Source organism: Micromonospora sp. LOL_013 (genome assembly GCF_048060315.1).
GTDB lineage: Bacteria > Actinomycetota > Actinomycetes > Mycobacteriales > Micromonosporaceae > Micromonospora_E.
In genome coordinates this window covers 240,912-257,327 of record NZ_JBHMIQ010000001.1, presented here as the reverse complement: position 1 = coordinate 257,327, position 16,416 = coordinate 240,912, and the positions used below count along the sequence as shown (strand labels likewise).

The following is a 16,416-nucleotide window of genomic DNA, read 5'->3' as shown; positions in this document are numbered from 1 at the left end:
GGCCGCTACAGCGGCGGTGGGTCAGTCAGCGGCGGCGAACGTTACCTGGTAGCCGCGATCACGGAGCACCTCGACCAGCTCGGTCGAGTGCTCCGGGCCGCGGGTCTCCACCGACAGGCCGACCTGGACCTCACCCAACCGCAGATGCGGGTTGCGCCGCTGATGATCGACGTCTACCACGTTCGCCCGCTGCTCGGCGATCAGCGCCAGCAGCGCGGCCAGCTCACCGGGCCGATCGCCGCACCGTACGGTGAACCGCAGGTACCGGCCGGCGGCGGCCAGGCCGTACTCGATCACCCGCAACAGCAGCAACGGATCGATGTTGCCGCCGGAGAGCACCGCGACCGTCGGGGTGGCCGGCCGCACCGCGCCGGACAACAGCGCTGCCACCGCGGCCGAGCCGGCCGGTTCGACCACCTGCTTGCCCCGCTCCAGCAGCATCAGCAGCGCCCGCGACAGGTCCTCCTCGGAGACCGTCACGATCTCGTCGACCAACTTGCTGACATGCGCGAACGTCAGGTCACCGGGGCGTCCCACGGCGATGCCGTCGGCGATCGTACGGTAGTCGGCCAACCGCACCGGGGCACCGGCGGCCAGCGACGGTGGGTACGCGGCCGCGCTGTCCGCCTGCACACCGATCACCCGTACGTCCGGGCGCAGTGCCTTGACCACCACCGCGATCCCGGAGATCAACCCGCCGCCACCCACCGAAGTGACGATGGTGGTGACCTCCGGGCACTGCTCCAGGATCTCCAGCGCGACGGTGCCCTGGCCGGCGACGACGTCCGGATGGTCGAACGGGTGGATCAGCACCGCACCGGTCCGGTCGGCGAACTCCCGGGCCGCCTCCAGCGCCTCGTCCACGGTGGTGCCGGCGAACTCGACCTCGGCACCGTACCCTCTGGTCGCGGTGACCTTCGGCAACGGAGCGCCGGTCGGCATGAACACCGTCGCGCCGATGTCCAGCAGCCCGGCGGCGAGCGCCACGCCCTGGGCGTGGTTGCCGGCGCTGGCCGCGACCACCCCGCGCCGACGCTGCCGCTCGGTCAGCCGGGAGATCCGCAGGTACGCGCCGCGTACCTTGTAGGAGCCAGCCCGCTGCAGGTTCTCGCACTTCAACCAGACCGGCCCGCCGAGCAGGGCGGTCAACGGGCGGGACGGCTCCAGCGGAGTCACCCGTACCACGTCCGACAAAACGTCCCGGGCGGCGAGGACGTCCGGCAGTCCGACCAGTTCCGTCATACCGGGCTGTCCACTCTCGGCCACGACGGGGCGTGCCGGGGCCACGACGCCATCATCTCCAGCTGGCCGGCCACCGCTAGCAGCAGCAGCTCCGAGCCGGGCGGCCCGACCAGCTGGACCCCGACCGGCAAGCCGTCCGGGCGCAGCCCGGCCGGCGCCACCAACGCGGGCAGTCCGGCCATGTTCCACGGCGCGGCGTACGGGGCGTACCGAACACAGCTCCACATGTTCGCCGTCCAGGACCGGCGCGCCCAGCTGGTCGCGGCCGGCGGGGTACTGGCCAGCGCCGGCGTCAGCAGCACGTCGGCGCGCTGGTCGGTGAAGAACCCGGTCATCCGGTCCTGCCAGGCGGTGCGGTCGGCTTCCCGGACGCACCCGCGCCGTTGTGCCCACCGGCCGAGCGCGACGTGCCGACGGGTCCGTGGTTGCAGTTCCCGGCCGCCGGCCCGGCCGGCGGCGGCGTCCTCGGCCGCGGCGGCGAACCAGGTGGCCAGTCCCCGCAGCCCCAGCGAGGCCGGATAGTGCAGCTCGGTGCCGACCACGTCGTGCCCGGCCTCGGTGAGCCGGCGCGACGTCGCCGCCACCGCGTCCCGGTTGGCCGCATCTGCCCGCAGCCCGGCCACCGGCGAGGTGAGCGAGACCGCCACCCGCAGCCGGCCCGGCTGGACAAGCTTCTCCGGTCGCCGGCCAGCGAGCACCGCGAAGCCGGTCGCGGCGTCCGCCACACAGGTCGTCAGGATGCCGTGCTCGGTGAGGCCGAACCAGTCCTCGGTGCCGAGCTGTCGCGGAACCACGTCGCGGCCCGGTTTGAGCCCGAGCAGACCGCAGCAGGCAGCCGGGATCCGGATCGAGCCGAATCCGTCGTTGCCGTGTGCGATCGGCACCATGCCGCTGGCCACCGCGGCCGCCGCGCCACCGGAGGAACCGCCCGGGGTACGCGACAGCTGCCAGGGGTTGCGGCTAATTGCCGTGGCGTCGTCGGTGGTCGCCCAGAGCCCGAGCTCCGGCATCCGGGTGACCCCGACGACGACCGCGCCGGCACCGCGCATCCGGCGGACGATCTCGTGGTCGTGTTCGGCGACCGGGGTCCGCGCGGCGGCCGATCCGCGCCAGGTCGGCAGCCCGGCGACCGGGGTGTTCTCCTTGATGGCCACCGGCACCCCGGCCAGCGGCAGGTTCGCCAGGTCCTCCTGTTCATCGACCTTCTCCGCTTCGACGATGGCCTCGCCGCCACGGACCGCTCGGAAGGCGGACAGCTCCGGGTCGGCCCGGGCGATGTAGTCGAGATGGTCGGCAACGACCCGGGTCGCCGAGGTGTCACCCCGGCGAACGGCCCGGGCGATCTGCCGGGCGGTGGTCCCGACCCAGGTCGGTACGATGTCGTGCACGGCACCTCCAGGCAGCCGGTACGCGGTTCGCGTCGCTGTGCGGACCCGTCGCCGGACCCGCCCGGGTGTCGGGCCGGCCCGGAGTGGGCCCGCCCGTCGGATCTCGCCGACGGATCCTCAGCCGAGCGCCTGATCCAGGTCGGCCAGCAGGTCGTCCACGGTTTCGATTCCGACAGACAGTCGCACGAGATCGCCGGGGACTTCAAGAGGCGAGCCGGCGGCGCTAGCGTGGGTCATCCGTCCAGGATGTTCGATCAACGATTCGACCCCGCCGAGCGATTCGGCGAGTACGAACAGTCGGGCCCGGTTGCAGATTCGCACCGCTTCCGCCTCACCACCGGCCGCCCGGAACGAGACCATCCCACCGAACCGGCGCATCTGCTTGGCCGCCGTCTCGTGACCGGGGTGGTCGCGTTGTCCGGGGTAGAGCACCTGGCGTACCGCCGGGTGGTGGTCGAGGAATTCGACGATCCGCTCGGCGTTGTCGCAGTGCCGTTCCATCCGTACGCCCAGGGTCTTGATTCCGCGCAGGGTAAGCCAGGCGTCGAAGGGTCCGTTGACCGCGCCCATGGCGTTCTGGTGGAAGGCCAGCTCGGCGGCGAGTTCCGGATCGTCGGTGACCAACGCGCCGCCGACCACGTCGGAGTGTCCACCGAGATACTTGGTGGTGGAGTGGACCACCACGTCGGCGCCGAGCGCCAGCGGCTGCTGCAGGTATGGCGAGGCGAAGGTGTTGTCCACCACGAGCCGCGCCGCGACGTCACGGGCCAGGGCGGCCAGCCCGGCGATATCGGCGATGCCGAGCAGCGGATTCGTCGGGGTCTCCGCCCAGATCATCCGGGTACGGCCGGGTTGTACCGCTGCCCGGACCGCGTCGACGTCGGAGATCCGCGCGGCGGTCCAGGTCAGTCCCCAACGCTCGGCGACCTTGGCGAACAGCCGGAACGTGCCGCCGTACGCGTCATCCGGGATGATCGCGTGATCGCCGGGCCGGCAGACGGTGCGCAGCAGCGTGTCCTCAGCCGCCAGACCGCTGGCGAAGGCGAGCCCGACCCGGCCACCCTCGATCGCGGCCAGGCATTCCTGCAGCGCGTCCCGGGTCGGGTTGGCCGACCGGCTGTACTCGTACCCGGCCCGGGGCGCGCCCACCTCGTCCTGAGCGTACGTGCTGGTCTGGTAGATCGGCGGCACGACCGCTCCGGTCCGGGCCTCCGGCTCCTGCCCGGCGTGGATGGCGACCGTGTCGAACCCGTATGTCATGGCACGAGGCTAGGCCATCGGTCCGAGCGCCACCGCCGGTGGGACGGATGCCCGCCTGACCTGCGGGTACCCCGACGGGAACGAGCCGGCCCCCGCCGGTGTTGTCCGAGAGGCCACGAACGAGAGGAGTCGCACGGTGTTCCTGCGACCGATGAAAGCGAATCTGCCTGAACCTGGGCAGGCCCTGCCCGGCCGGGACCGGCCGATACCGGTGGCGGACCGGCACGCCGTGCTCGGTACGCCGCTGACCGGCCCGTGGCCGGCCGGTACCCGGGTGGCGGTCTTCGGGATGGGCTGCTTCTGGGGGGCCGAACGGCTGTTCTGGCGACTGCCCGGGGTCGTGTCGACCTCGGTCGGGTACGCCGGCGGCGAGACGCCGAATCCCACGTACGAGGAGGTGTGCTCCGGCGGGACGGGGCACGCCGAGGTCGTTCAGGTGGTTTACGACCCGGCCCGGATCGGCTACGCCGACCTGCTGAAGGTGTTCTGGGAGAACCACGACCCGACGCAGGGCATGCGCCAGGGCAACGACGTCGGTACGCAGTACCGGTCGACGATCTACACCACCGACGCCGAGCAGGCGACCGAGGCCGCCGATTCCCGGACGGCGTTCGCTCCGGTGGTGGCCGCGGCCGGCCGGGACGGGATCACCACCGAGATTCGGCCGCTGGGCGAGTACTACTACGCCGAGGATCACCACCAGCAGTACCTGCACAAGAATCCCGGCGGCTACTGCAACCACGGGCCGAACGGGATGACCTGCCCGGTGGGCGTCGCCCGGAGCGCCGACTGACAAGCCGACCGTCGCCGATACTGAACCGGAGCCGGCCGTCGCCGATCAGGCGGCGGCCCGCTCCACCTCCCGCAGCATCAACCGCAGCGACTGGCTGTGCTTGGCCGGTGGCAGACTCGCCAGTGCCGATCGGGCGTGCCGCAGCCCTTCGACGCGGTCGCCCGACTTGACCAGCATCAGCCCACGGTGCAGCTCGATGTGGGTGGCGAACCGGGCCAGGCTGGTCGGCCGGGTCCGGTCCGCCCACTCCTGGGCGTCGACCGCAGCCGAGTCGCCGAGGCGGGAGAGCAGCATGCTGGTGAAGATCGCCATCCGCCACTCGGGCACGGCGAAGTCGGAGATCTGCTCGGCGGAACCGGTCAGGTCGAAGACCCGGCGGGCCTCGTCCAGGTGCGTCAATGCGCTGATCCGGTCGCCACGGACGCCGGCGACGTGCGCCTTGGCCATCAACGCGTTGAGCCGCCCGAGCGATGGTCGGTCGGTCAACGCGAGGGCCTGATCGGCCAGGTCCTGCGCGGCCGTGAGGGCAGCGCCCTCGTAGCCGAGGGCCAGCGCGGCGCGGCCCCGGACCCAGACTTGCACGGTCCGGTCGCCGCTGCGATCCGCGCTGACCGCAGCAAGTCGGTACCACCGGACTGCTTCCTGCGCCATCCCGGTGGTCTTGCCGTAGACGCTGAGGAAACGGGCGGCCAGCCCCCACATCACCGGAGTGCCGAGCTGCTGTTGCAGCACGACTAGGTCACTGGCGATCCGGTCCTGCAGCTCACCGGCGCCTACCGACATGTAGTCCCGGCCGAGATTGGCGGCCCGTTCCTGCCATTGGTCCTCGGCCGCCGGGTCACCGAGCGCAGCCGTGAAGCCGCAGTGGATGAGTTCGGAGACGGCTGCCGGTGCCACCACTGCGGCGGCGAGTCCGGTGATCAGACCCCGACGTTGCATATGGTCCCCCAAGACCTGTTCGTAGGCGGTCACCACATCGGCCGTCGCTGTCCGCCGCCCAGCCTCGACGTTCGACAGATGACCCTTGCTGAAGTGGCTCAGCGCGGCCATTTTCGCCAGGCTGACACCAGCGGATTCCCGGGCCTTCCTCAGGGTCTCACCCATGTCACTCATATTCCGCCTGCCCACCTGTATTGAAGACCTGCTGAAAACTCAGCCGCGCTTTTCCTGACCTTCGACTGCCCCTGACGCTCTTGACCAGAGGCCGCGGGGATGGCGCGTGGACGCGTTGGACCGAACCTACCCCGATTCGGCGTAACAACCCGCCGACCTCGCGGCCCATCGACCAGCATGCCAGCGACGGACCACCATGTACACCAACGTTCTAGGGGTAGGTACACCACCTGGAAAAGACGATGGCAGATGTCGGCCGCGCTGGACAAGTCCGAGCAGACTTCATCCGATCTCCAGTGGCGCGATACCCGAGGCCGGACAAAACTAAGACCATAATCAATCATTATCATCAACCACTCAAAGTAATGGCAAGGTAACCATTTGTCACCTTCGGGTGGTGGGCCAGCCGGGTGCGACCGACCGCCGGTTCCACCGACTGGACTGGCCCGCGAGCCGCGCCGCCGGGGCGACGCCGCAGCCCCGGCCGGGCGGGTCCACGCCGTCGCCCCGGCGGCGGAAAAATCGTTGCCGGCGGCTGTAGCGGCCGGCTAGCGTGGCCGTACACGGGAAAGGAGGTGGTCCAGCGTTGTATAGCTATAGGACTCGTGAGGTGGCTGCCCGCTAGCCGCTGTCCTTGACAGCTCCGATCGTCGAGACCGTGTGGCAGCGGTGCGGCGAATCCACGACAGCCACCCGACCCCCGGGGTGCCGGCCCAGTCCAGCCGGCCCGCGTCAAAGACGCGGAAGCCCCGGGGGTCGTTTCATGCCGGTAGGCTCGGTCGGGTGGCGGTCACCCTGCGCACGGCCATCCTCGACGACATCGCCCCGGTCGGTCACCTGCACCACCGGTCCCGGCTCAGTGCGTACCAGGGCATCGTGCCGGACGCCGCGCTGGAGACCTACGGCGCTGACGTCACGGCGCGGTGGTGGATCGAGCGGTGGAGCCACGAACGTGACACGCACCGCCTGACCGTCGCCGAACACCAGGGGCTGCTGATCGGGTTCACCTACGTCGGCCCGCACGAGGACGGCGAGCCGGCCACCGGTGAGCTGTACGCGATCCACGTCGATCCCGGGCACCAGGGCCGCGGCGTCGGCCGGGCGTTGATCCGCGACGCGCTCGACAAGATGCGCGAACGCCGGTGTCGTCGCGCGGTGCTCTGGGTGTACGCAGCCAACCACCGGGCCCGAGACTTCTACGAAGCGGGTGGCTGGCGCCCGGACGGGGTCGGCCGGGACGGCTGGCTCGGGCCGGTGCCGACTCCGCAGCTGCGCTACGCGCGCGACCTCACGGTCGCCGCAGCTCGGCCGACGACACCGGCCGCTGCACCGGGCTGACCGCCGCGCCGCACACCGGGCTGACGGCCGGGCGAGAGTACGGGACCGCTGCTGCGGGGGTTCCGTCCAGCCCCGCACTCTCGCCCGGCACTGCCCGCCCTAACCGGGGGAAAACGCCTGGCCGAAGGCGCTCAACCGGCGGAGGCGTGCCGGTTGATCGGCGTGGGCGGGCAACAGTGCGGGACCCCGGGATGCTGGCGGGCGCCCAGGGTCACCGCGGTGGTGAAGCACCATGGTCGCCTGCCTCGGTGGCGAACCGTGCCGGGGCAGCGCTTCCATGACCCTAGTCAACCCCAGCTACCAGCGATCAACCGGACACACTGTGCGACTATCGACCGGACTTTCCCAGATGTGCCAGCAGGTCCTGACGGGTAATCACCCCACGCGGTTTGCCGTCGACCAGCACCAGGGCGGCGTCGGTGCCGGCCAGCAGCGCCACCGCCTCGCGTACCGGCTGGCCACCGCCCACCATGGGCAGCGGCTGCGCCATGTGCCGCTCGATCATGTCGTGCAGCTGCGCCTTGCCGCTGAACAGCGCGTCCAGCAGATCCCGTTCGGCGATCGACCCGGCCACCTCGCCGGTCACCACCGGCGGCTCCGCCTTGAGCACCGGCAGCTGTGAGATGCCGTACTCGCGCATGTAGTCGACCGCGTCGCGGATCGTCTCGGTCGGGTGCACGTGCACCAGCTCCGGCAGGCCGCCCGGCTTCGCCGTCAGCACATCACCGACGGTCGGTTCAGCCGCCTCGACCCCCAGGAACCCGTACCTGGCCATCCACTCGTCGTTGAAGATCTTCGACAGGTAGCCACGTCCGCCGTCCGGCAGCAGCACCACCACCACGTCGTCCGGCCCGGCCCGGCGGGCCACCCGCAGCGCCGCCGCGACGGCCATCCCGCACGAGCCACCGACCAGCAACCCTTCCTCCCGGGCAAGTCGGCGGGTCAACTCGAACGACTCCTGGTCGGAGACCTCCACGATTTCGTCACAGATCGACCGGTCGTAGGTCTGCGGCCAGAAGTCCTCCCCCACCCCTTCGACCAGGTACGGCCGCCCTGATCCGCCGGAGTAGACCGAGCCTTCCGGGTCGGCGCCGACCACCCGCACCGCGCCGCCGGACACCTCCTTCAGGTAGCGGCCCACCCCGGAGATCGTCCCTCCGGTGCCCACCCCAGCGACGAAATGGGTGATCCGCCCCTCGGTCTGTGTCCACAGCTCCGGCCCGGTGCCCTCGTAGTGCGACTGCGGATTCGCCGGATTCGCGTACTGATCCGGCTTCCACGCGCCGGGGATCTCCGCCGCCAGTCGGTCGGACACCTGGTAGTACGAGCGGGGGTCCTCCGGCGCGACCGCCGTCGGGCAGACGACCACCTCGGCACCGTACGCCCGGAGCACGTTCTGCTTGTCCTCGCTGACCTTGTCGGGGCAGACGAAGACACACGAATAGCCGCGCAGCTGCGCGACCAGCGCCAGACCGACGCCGGTGTTTCCACTGGTCGGCTCGACGATCGTGCCACCGGGCCGGAGCAGCCCGGCCTGTTCGGCGGCCTCGACCATCCGCAGCGCGATCCGGTCCTTCACCGAGCCGCCCGGGTTGAAGTACTCGACCTTGGCCAGCACCGTCGCGGAGATCCCCGCACTGACGTTGCGCAGCCGCACCAGCGGGGTGTCGCCGATGAGATCGACAACGCTGTCGTGGTAACGCACCTCGTTGTGCCCTTCTACTGACGCCGGCGAGGCGCCATCGTCGGGTTGAGGTCGTCAGCCGACAACAGCCCGCTGCCGGCGGTGGAGTATGTCGGGGTCAGCCTACTGGTGCACGGCCGGTCAGCCGACCACCTGACCGGGCACCACCGACTCGCGCCGGGCCTCCCAGTCCAGGAACCGTTCGGTCTCGGCAAGCACGCTGCCAGCGAGCCAGGTCACCACGAGCGCGTCGTCGACGATGCCGAGCATCAGCAGCATCGCCTCCGGCACCAGGTCGAACGGGGACGCGACGTAGGCCACGGCAGCGGTCATCAACGCCAGCCGCAGGCCGCCGTCGTAGTCGCCGCGCATCGTGGCCCGGATCATCCGGGGCAGCGCCGCCAACCGCCGCCCCAGTGAGGGACCACCGCGGGCGCCTGCGGTCAGTGCCCGCCCCAGCGCCGCGAACGCCGCCGCCCGCTTGAGTGTCCTGGCCATCGCGGCCACCTCCTCGTCACCGGGCCTGCCGGATGTGTGTGTGCCCACCGGCCGCCGACCGTACCCCGGTCGTCGATCCGTGGCGCCCTGCCCTCCATGATGCCCGGGATCGGCAACTGTCGCCGGACACGCGTCCCCAGGCCGGTGGACCCCGGCCAGAATCGGGCTGAGCCCGAAACCGCGGGCCGAGATAATCTCGAAGGACCGAGCACGACGGCAGCAGCGAGTCGCAGTCGGGGGGCGCGATGGGCACGGGTGGCGCGGGGAAACGCCCGACCGACTGGACCGTGGCGACGCGGGCCCTCCGGCTGGTGGCGTTCGGAGCCGGTGCCGCCGCGGCGGCCGCGGTGGCCACCGCCGGCACCCTCTACGGGCAGGCAAAGCAGGCCCGGCGGATCATCCCGCTGGCCGAGGCACCGCCGCCGCGCGGCGACGGGATGTACGGTTCCCGGCTGCCCGGGCCGCCGCTGACCCTGGTGGTGCTCGGCGACTCGTCGGCCGCCGGCTACGGCGTGCACCGCCCCCGGGAGACCCCCGGCGCGCTGCTGGCCACCGGCATCTCCCGCCGGCAGCGGCGACCGGTCCGGCTGCACCGGCTGGCGGTGGTGGGTGCCCGGTCGGTCGGCCTGGTCCCGCAGGTGGAGGCGGCGCTGGAGCTACGGCCGGACCTCGCGGTCATCCTGATCGGCGGCAACGACGTCACCCACCGCACCCCGCCGGAGGTCGCGGTCGGGCACCTCGTCGACGCGGTACGGCAACTGCGCGCGGCCGGGGCCGAGGTGGTCGTCGGCACCTGCCCGGATCTGGGCGCGATCAAGCCGATCAAACCGCCACTGCGCTGGCTGGCCCGTCGGTGGAGCCGACAACTCGCCGCAGCGCAGACCGTCGCGGTGGTCGAGGCGGGCGGCTGGACGGTCTCCCTCGGCGACCTGCTCGGTCCACGGTTCGCCGCCGAACCGGGCCGGCTCTACTCCTGGGACCGGTTCCACCCCTCGGCCGAGGGGTACGCCATGGCCGCCGCCGTCCTGCTGCCGGCGGCACTCGGCGCGCTCGGTGCCAGCACCGCCTCGCGTGGTGGCGTCGCCGGCCGGGAGAAGGTGCGGACGCTGCCCCAGGCCGCGCACGAGGCCGTCCGCCACGCCGGCACCGAGGTCCGCGGCACCCGGGTGGCCGGCCGGGAACGCGGTCCGGCCGGCCGCTGGGCCCGGCTGCGGCGTAGGCCGAGATTCGCCGGCCGATCCTGGCAGACCGCCGCGCTCAACTGGTTGTTCGGTCCGCCGGGCGGCGATCGGGACGGCGACCACCGCAAGTCGGCCGTATCCTCCGATCAGCGGGTGGGCCTGTCCACCGCCGGACCGCAGGACTGATCCGTGCGCGACCGCAACCGTACCGACGGAAGGTGACCGCCGTGACGTCGAGAAATATCGCTGTACGGATGGGCCAGGTCACCGCCGCCGCGCTCGTCGCCGGTGCGGTGGGCAGCGCCACGCTGCTGGTCGGGGAGGCGGTGCTGGCCCGTCACCGCCGGTACGCCCAGCCGGAGCTGGGCCTGGTCGTCCGGGTGGCGCTCGGTCCGGCCGGCGGGGCGCCGTTGCGGCTGGTGCTGCTCGGCGACTCGGTGACCCTCGGAGTGGGGGTGGACCGGGTGGCCGACACGGTCGGTGGCCAGCTGGCCCGGCTGCTCGCCGAGCACGAGGGCGGATCGGCGGTCGCCGGACGCCGGGTCCTGCTGTCCAGCGTCGGGGTGGCCGGCTCCCGCTCACGGGACCTGGCCACCCAGGTCGCCCGGGCGCTGCTGGGCGAACGGCCGGACGTCGCGGTCGTTCTGATCGGCACCAACGACGCGGCCGCGCTGCGTCGGCCCGGCGAGTCGGCGGTTCATCTCGCCGCAGCGGTACGCCGGCTACGTAGCGCCGGTACGGAGGTGGTGGTCGGCACCTGCCCGGATCTCGGCGCAGCCCGGGCGATCGCGCCGCCGCTGCGTCAGCTCGCCGGGCTGCTCGGGCGGCGGACCGCCCAGGCCCAGGCCCGCGCCGGCCGGGACGCCGGCGCCAGGGTGGTCGACCTGGCCGGCGAAACCGGGGCGGTGTTCCGGGCCGACCCCAACACCTACTGCCACGACGGCTACCACCCGTCGGCCGACGGGTACCGGATCTGGGCGCACGCGCTACTTCCGGCGGTACTCGCGGCGGCGAACACCGCCCCGCACCGCTGACCCACCGCGGACCACTGCCGTGCCGGCCTGGGTCAGGCGTCGGTCGACGGGCCGTTGCCGGTGGCGGGTCAGAGCGTTTCGAGCCGGCCGCGCAGCCGCTGCGCCGCAGCCGCCGCCGATTCGAGCACCGCGAGGTCAGGTGCCGCCCGCATCAGGTCGGCGGCGACCACCCGCAGCTGGTCGGGCAGCGCGGTGTCCCGGCTCAGCCGGGGTACCTGCCGGCCGGGCCGCCCTTCGGCAGCCGCGCCCAGGTCGGCAAGGTACTGCACCAGGTCGTGGAACTCGTCCGCTCGGTGGCCGTCACCCGCCGCCCATCGGGGCTGTTCCCAGTGGGCCACCTGCCGGACCAGGAGGTCGACCAGGCGGGTCAGATGCGCTGCGGCCACCGCCACAGTTTAGTGCCCGCGACGACGGCCGCGCCGCGCCGACAGTGCGGCGCGGCGCGGACGGACGGTCAGTCGTCGCCCTGCAAGAAGCTGAGCAGGCGCAGGATCTCGATGTAGAGCCAGATCAGGCTGACCAGAATGCCGAACGCCGCGGTCCAGGAGTAGCGCTGCGGCAGGCCGAGCCGGACGCCCTCCTCGACCTCGTGGAAGCTCAACACGAAGCTCAGCGAGGCGACCACGATGCAGATGAGGCTGAAGATGATGGCGACCGGACCGCCGCTACGCAGCCCGGTGTCGACGCCGAAGAGCGACAACACCAGATTGATCATCATGACCGCGAAGACACCGACCATCGCGGCGATCAGGCCACGGGTGAACTTCGGGGTGGCCCGGATGACCTTCATCTTGTAGAGGGCGGCCATCAGGAAGAAGACGCCGAAGGTGGCTACCACCGCCTGCAGGACGATGCCCTGGTAGCCGGCAACCACCTCGAAGAACTTGCTGACCAGGCCGACGAAGACACCCTCGACGACGGCGTAGGTGACCACCAGCGCCGGGTTCGCGACCCGGGAGAACGAGATGACCAGCCCCAGCACCAGACCGACGATCGCGGCGCCGATCCAGGCGCCGAACAGCAGCGAGTCGGGGACCAGGATCCAGGCCGCCGCCGCCGACAGCCCGGTGATGCCGAGCAGGGTGACGGTCTTGACGACGACGTCGTCGACCGTCATCGGCGCGACGGTCGGCGGCGCGGCCGGGTAGCCGGCCTGCGTCGGATATGGCTGCCCGGTGCCGGGCTGCCCGTAGGGACCGGCAGGGGCGTACCCGGTGGCCCGCTCCCGCTCGGCCGCCTGGCCGAGCCGGGCCAGGACCGGGTTGGATGTCTTCACTGTCCAGCCTCCCTCAGGGGGTTGTCACACGATGGTGTGAGGTCAAGGGTAGACGGCTCGATCGACGCTGTGCAGGACCGCCGGTCACAGGCGGACTCCGGCCGCTGGCACTGGGCCCCGAACGGCGCCAGGGGACACCGAGGTACCCGGGGCGGGAATCGAACCCGCACGCTTTTCAGCAGCCGCTTTTAAGGCAGCCGTGTCTGCCATTCCACCACCCGGGCCGGCGGGTCGGCCGGGCTGCGCCCGGTCGGACCGATCGCCGACACGCCACGCGTTGGTACGCGACGGCAGATGTCACGGTAGCGGGTCGTGCCCAGCCGGACGCAGCCCGGCCGGCCCACGGCACTAGGGTGCGAACCGTGAGCCGCTCAGCAACCGCAGCGCAGGACACCGGCCCCGTTCCGCCCCGGCCCGGCCGACCATCGACGGTTGGCTCCCGGTGGTCCCGGATCGCCGCGGCGGCTCGCGGACACCGGGTGGACGCCGTGGTGTGCCTGTTCTTCGTCCTGTTCGCCGGCGTGCTGACCCACCGGCTCTGGCCCGCGCCCGGTGCCCACCTGCTGGCCTTCAACCCGGAGGACCAGACCCTGTACGAGTGGTTCCTGGCCAGCGACGCGCGGGTCCTGTTCGGCGACTTCGGTCTGCTCAGCGACCGGTTGAACGCCCCGGACGGGGTGAATCTGATGGCCAACACGACGGTCATCGCGCTCGGCTTCCTGATGGCCCCGGTCACCGTGCTCTTCGGCGCACCGGTGAGCTTCGCGCTGCTGGTCGCCGGCAACCTGGCCGCCAGCGCGATCGCGTTCTACTTCCTGTTCTCCCGGCCCCTCGGCGCTCGCCGGCTGGCCGCCGCTACCGGCGGCGCGTTCTGCGGGTTCGCCCCCGGGATGGTCTCGCAGAGCAACAGCCACCTGCACATGACCGCGCTGTGGCTGATCCCGGTCATGATGTGGCTGCTCATCCGGATCATGCGGGCCGCCGATCCGACCGGCTCGACACCCGACGGGCGGATCCTCGGGCCGGCCGGCCGGCCCGACCGCCGCCGGATCGTCACCTCCGGCGGCTGGCTCGGGGTGGTCGTCGCGGTCCAGGTGTTCGTCGGCGAGGAGGTACTCTTCCTCACCGCGGTCACGCTGATCATCATGGCGGCGGCGTTCGCCGCGACCGCACCCCGGTACGTGTGGCGGATCCTGCCGAACTTCGTCGCCGGGATGCTGGTCGCCGTGGCCGTCGGCGTGGTGCTGCTCGGGTACCCGCTGTGGTTCCAGTTCGCCGGGCCGCAGAGCGTCTCCGACGGCGTGTTCGACCCGGCGTACTTCTCGGCCGATCTGGCCAGCTGGCCGGCGGTGTCCGAGCTGTCGGTGGCCGGTTCGGCGGCCGCCGCCGAGCTGACCACCGGACCGGCCGAGTACAACACCTTCCTCGGCTGGCCGCTGCTGCTGGTCACGGCCGCCGCCACCGCCTGGTTGATCCGGCGGCCGGTGGTCGTCGCCTGCGCCGCCGGGACGCTGCTGATGGCGGGGCTCTCACTCGGTCCACGGATCGTCGTCGACGGCGCCAAGACCGGCGTACCGGGGCCGTACGCCCTGCTCGACGGGATGCCGGTGGTGGACGGCGCGCTGCCGATGCGGTTCGCCCTCGCGGTGATCCCATTGATCGCCGTCATCCTGACCCTCGCCGTCGACCGGGCGTTGCGGCTCGGCTGGCGACCGGCCCGGCTGGCCGTCCCAGCCGTCGTCGCGGTGGCGCTGCTCCCGGTCGTGCCGGCCCCGCTGCCGGCGATGGACCGCGACCCGTTGCCGGAGTTCATCGTCGGCGGCCACTGGCGGAGCTGCGTACCGTCCGGCGGCGTGCTGGTGCCGGTGCCGCCCGCCACCCCGCCGCAGCCGTGGCCGATGGCCTGGGCCACCGCGACGACGATCGACTTCGGCATGCCGGAAGGGTTCTTCATCGGCCCGTACGCCCCGGGTGGCGACGCCTCGATGGGCACGTTCAAGCTGCCGACGTCGAAGATCCTCGCCGAGGTGGCCCGGACCGGCGAGGTGCCGGAAATCACCGACGAGGAACGTGCCCGGTCCCGTCGTGACCTGACCCGTTGGGGTGCCGACTGCGTGGTGCTGATGGACGGCACCACGCACGCCGCCGAGCTGCGGCAGACCACCGAGGACCTGCTCGGGCCGGGCCAGCGGGTGGCCGACGCCTGGACCTGGCCGGTCAGCTGACCCGGGCCGGCGCGGCACCTGGCTGGTTGAGCTGCGGGGTCGCCCCGAGGAACTCCTCACGCGGGTCGTGCAGTTGCCCGAGCGCCACCACCTCACGCTTGAGCACCAGCGCGAGTGTCCAGTCAACGATCACCCGCACCTTACGGTTCAGCGACGGGATCCGGCTCATGTGGTACGTACGGTGCATGAACCAGGCCGGCAGCCCGGTCATCTTGATCCCGTACACCTGGGCGACGCCCTTGTGCAGGCCGAGACTGGCCACGCTGCCGGCGTGCTTGTGCCGGTACTCGACCGGCTGCCGCCCACGGACCACCGCCAGGATGTTGTCGGCCATCGTCCGGGCCTGGCGCACCGCGTGCTGGGCGCTCGGCGAGCAGTACGCCCCGGGCGGACCGGTCAGGTCCGGCACCGCGGCGCAGTCACCGGCGCTCCACGCCCCGTTGACCGTCCGGTCGCCGTCGACGACCTGCAGCGTCGGCCGGCAGCTGATCCGCCGCCGCTCGTCGCGGGGCAGATCGGTGGCGTCGAGCATCGGAGACGGCTTCACCCCGGCCGTCCAGACGATCGTGTCGGCCGGGAAGCTGTCGCCGTCGGAGAGCCGCACCAGCCCGTCGGCGCAGGACTCCAGCCGGGTGTCCAACCGGATGTCCATCCCCCGCTTGACCAGCCGCTGCACCGTGTAGGCGCCCATGTCCCGGTCGACCTCGGGCAGCACCCGCTGGGTCGCCTCGACCAGCACCCAGCGCATGTCCGTCGGCTTCAGCTCGGGGTAGTAGCGCAGCGCGTCCCGGGCCATGTCCTCCATCTCGGCAAGCGCCTCGATGCCGGCGTAGCCGCCGCCGACGAAGACGAACGTCAACGCGGTCCGGCGGACCTGTTCGTCGGCGGTGGCCGCCGCCACGTCGAGCCGTTCCAGGACGTGGTTGCGCAGGTAGATCGCCTCGCCGATGGTCTTGAACCCGATGCCGTGCTCCCGCAGGCCGGGGATCGGCAGGGTACGGGACACCGAACCGGGGGCGACGATCACATGGTCGTAGCCGATCTCCCGGGGCGGACCGACGATGGGTTGCACCTCGGCGACCTTACGGGCGTGTTCGATCCTGGTCACCGCCCCGGCGATCACGTGGCAGCGGCGCAGTTCCCGGCGCAGCGGCACGACGGAATGTCGGGGTGAGATGTTGCCGGCCGCCGCCTCCGGCAGGAACGGCTGGTAGGTCATGTGCGGCTGCGGGTCGACCACGATCACCTCGACCTCGCCCCGGCGCATCTTGCGGGACAGGCGCAGGGCGGCGTAAAGACCGACATGCCCGGCACCGACGACAAGAATCCGTTGCCTGTTCACATAGCCCATCTTCCTCCCGGTTGCCTCTTGACGCCGCCTCGA

At 71.8% G+C, this 16,416-nt stretch carries 14 protein-coding genes and 1 tRNA gene; 5 read left to right on the top strand and 10 right to left on the bottom strand.

Going from position 1 to position 16,416, the window contains the following annotated elements:
• Positions 1–21: 21 nt before the first annotated feature.
• From ilvA to ACFHWS_RS01265, 3 genes are all read right to left on the bottom strand, one after another.
• Positions 22–1,242 (bottom strand): threonine ammonia-lyase, encoded by a 1,221-nt coding sequence (ilvA, locus tag ACFHWS_RS01275; RefSeq protein WP_416556021.1) that lies wholly within the window; start codon positions 1,240–1,242, stop codon positions 22–24.
• Entirely contained in the window at positions 1,239–2,630 is a 1,392-nt protein-coding gene (locus tag ACFHWS_RS01270) for an amidase (protein ID WP_416567447.1), read from the bottom strand. The genes ilvA and ACFHWS_RS01270 overlap by 4 nt, the downstream gene beginning before the upstream one ends.
• 117 nt (positions 2,631–2,747) lie before the next feature.
• Positions 2,748–3,890 (bottom strand): cystathionine gamma-synthase, encoded by a 1,143-nt coding sequence (locus tag ACFHWS_RS01265; protein WP_416556018.1) that lies wholly within the window; start codon positions 3,888–3,890, stop codon positions 2,748–2,750.
• A 136-nt stretch (positions 3,891–4,026) separates the two neighbouring features.
• Between ACFHWS_RS01265 and msrA the strand changes: the two genes are divergently transcribed.
• Positions 4,027–4,683 (top strand): peptide-methionine (S)-S-oxide reductase MsrA, encoded by a 657-nt coding sequence (gene msrA / locus ACFHWS_RS01260; RefSeq protein WP_416556017.1) that lies wholly within the window; start codon positions 4,027–4,029, stop codon positions 4,681–4,683.
• Positions 4,684–4,728: 45 nt separating this feature from the next.
• On the opposite strand, the gene ACFHWS_RS01255 is transcribed toward msrA, so the two are convergent.
• Complete coding sequence (locus tag ACFHWS_RS01255) at positions 4,729–5,796, bottom strand: helix-turn-helix domain-containing protein (protein WP_416556016.1); 1,068 nt, start codon at positions 5,794–5,796, stop codon at positions 4,729–4,731.
• Positions 5,797–6,579: 783 nt separating this feature from the next.
• Between ACFHWS_RS01255 and ACFHWS_RS01250 the strand changes: the two genes are divergently transcribed.
• Positions 6,580–7,134, top strand: a complete 555-nt coding sequence (locus ACFHWS_RS01250; RefSeq protein ID WP_416556015.1) for a GNAT family N-acetyltransferase — start codon at positions 6,580–6,582, stop codon at positions 7,132–7,134.
• 328 nt (positions 7,135–7,462) lie between these two features.
• On the opposite strand, the gene ACFHWS_RS01245 is transcribed toward ACFHWS_RS01250, so the two are convergent.
• The gene (locus tag ACFHWS_RS01245; RefSeq protein WP_416556014.1) at positions 7,463–8,839 is read right to left on the bottom strand and encodes a cystathionine beta-synthase; all 1,377 of its coding nucleotides are present in this window, start codon (positions 8,837–8,839) and stop codon (positions 7,463–7,465) included.
• A 120-nt stretch (positions 8,840–8,959) separates the two neighbouring features.
• The gene (locus ACFHWS_RS01240; RefSeq protein ID WP_416556109.1) at positions 8,960–9,316 is read right to left on the bottom strand and encodes a YkvA family protein; all 357 of its coding nucleotides are present in this window, start codon (positions 9,314–9,316) and stop codon (positions 8,960–8,962) included.
• Between the two features lie 245 nt (positions 9,317–9,561).
• Between ACFHWS_RS01240 and ACFHWS_RS01235 the strand changes: the two genes are divergently transcribed.
• Together ACFHWS_RS01235 and ACFHWS_RS01230 are read left to right on the top strand one after the other, a co-directional pair.
• On the top strand, positions 9,562–10,683 hold the full coding sequence (locus ACFHWS_RS01235) for an SGNH/GDSL hydrolase family protein (RefSeq protein ID WP_416556013.1): 1,122 nt from the start codon (positions 9,562–9,564) through the stop codon (positions 10,681–10,683).
• A gap of 41 nt (positions 10,684–10,724) precedes the next feature.
• Positions 10,725–11,531 (top strand): SGNH/GDSL hydrolase family protein, encoded by an 807-nt coding sequence (locus ACFHWS_RS01230; protein WP_416556012.1) that lies wholly within the window; start codon positions 10,725–10,727, stop codon positions 11,529–11,531.
• Between the two features lie 68 nt (positions 11,532–11,599).
• On the opposite strand, the gene ACFHWS_RS01225 is transcribed toward ACFHWS_RS01230, so the two are convergent.
• The 3 genes from ACFHWS_RS01225 to ACFHWS_RS01215 form a co-directional block, all read right to left on the bottom strand.
• Entirely contained in the window at positions 11,600–11,917 is a 318-nt protein-coding gene (locus ACFHWS_RS01225; RefSeq protein WP_416556011.1) for a hypothetical protein, read from the bottom strand.
• A gap of 68 nt (positions 11,918–11,985) precedes the next feature.
• Complete coding sequence (locus ACFHWS_RS01220) at positions 11,986–12,807, bottom strand: Bax inhibitor-1/YccA family protein (protein WP_278173889.1); 822 nt, start codon at positions 12,805–12,807, stop codon at positions 11,986–11,988.
• 143 nt (positions 12,808–12,950) lie between these two features.
• A tRNA-Leu gene (locus ACFHWS_RS01215) sits at positions 12,951–13,031 on the bottom strand.
• A gap of 138 nt (positions 13,032–13,169) precedes the next feature.
• Between ACFHWS_RS01215 and ACFHWS_RS01210 the strand changes: the two genes are divergently transcribed.
• Entirely contained in the window at positions 13,170–15,032 is a 1,863-nt protein-coding gene (locus tag ACFHWS_RS01210) for a hypothetical protein (RefSeq protein WP_416556010.1), read from the top strand.
• Here the strand turns inward: ACFHWS_RS01210 and ACFHWS_RS01205 are convergent.
• On the bottom strand, positions 15,025–16,374 hold the full coding sequence (locus ACFHWS_RS01205; RefSeq protein WP_416567446.1) for an NAD(P)/FAD-dependent oxidoreductase: 1,350 nt from the start codon (positions 16,372–16,374) through the stop codon (positions 15,025–15,027). The two genes, ACFHWS_RS01210 and ACFHWS_RS01205, sit on opposite strands and share 8 nt — an antisense overlap.
• Positions 16,375–16,416 lie beyond the last annotated feature (42 nt).

Coding starts and splice junctions, on each gene's coding strand:
- ilvA (WP_416556021.1), bottom strand. CDS start 1,242: ATGACGGAACTGGTCGGACTGCCGGACGTCCTCGCCGCCCGGGACGTT.
- ACFHWS_RS01265 (WP_416556018.1), bottom strand. CDS start 3,890: ATGACATACGGGTTCGACACGGTCGCCATCCACGCCGGGCAGGAGCCG.
- ACFHWS_RS01255 (WP_416556016.1), bottom strand. CDS start 5,796: ATGAGTGACATGGGTGAGACCCTGAGGAAGGCCCGGGAATCCGCTGGT.
- ACFHWS_RS01240 (WP_416556109.1), bottom strand. CDS start 9,316: ATGGCCAGGACACTCAAGCGGGCGGCGGCGTTCGCGGCGCTGGGGCGG.
- ACFHWS_RS01235 (WP_416556013.1), top strand. CDS start 9,562: ATGGGCACGGGTGGCGCGGGGAAACGCCCGACCGACTGGACCGTGGCG.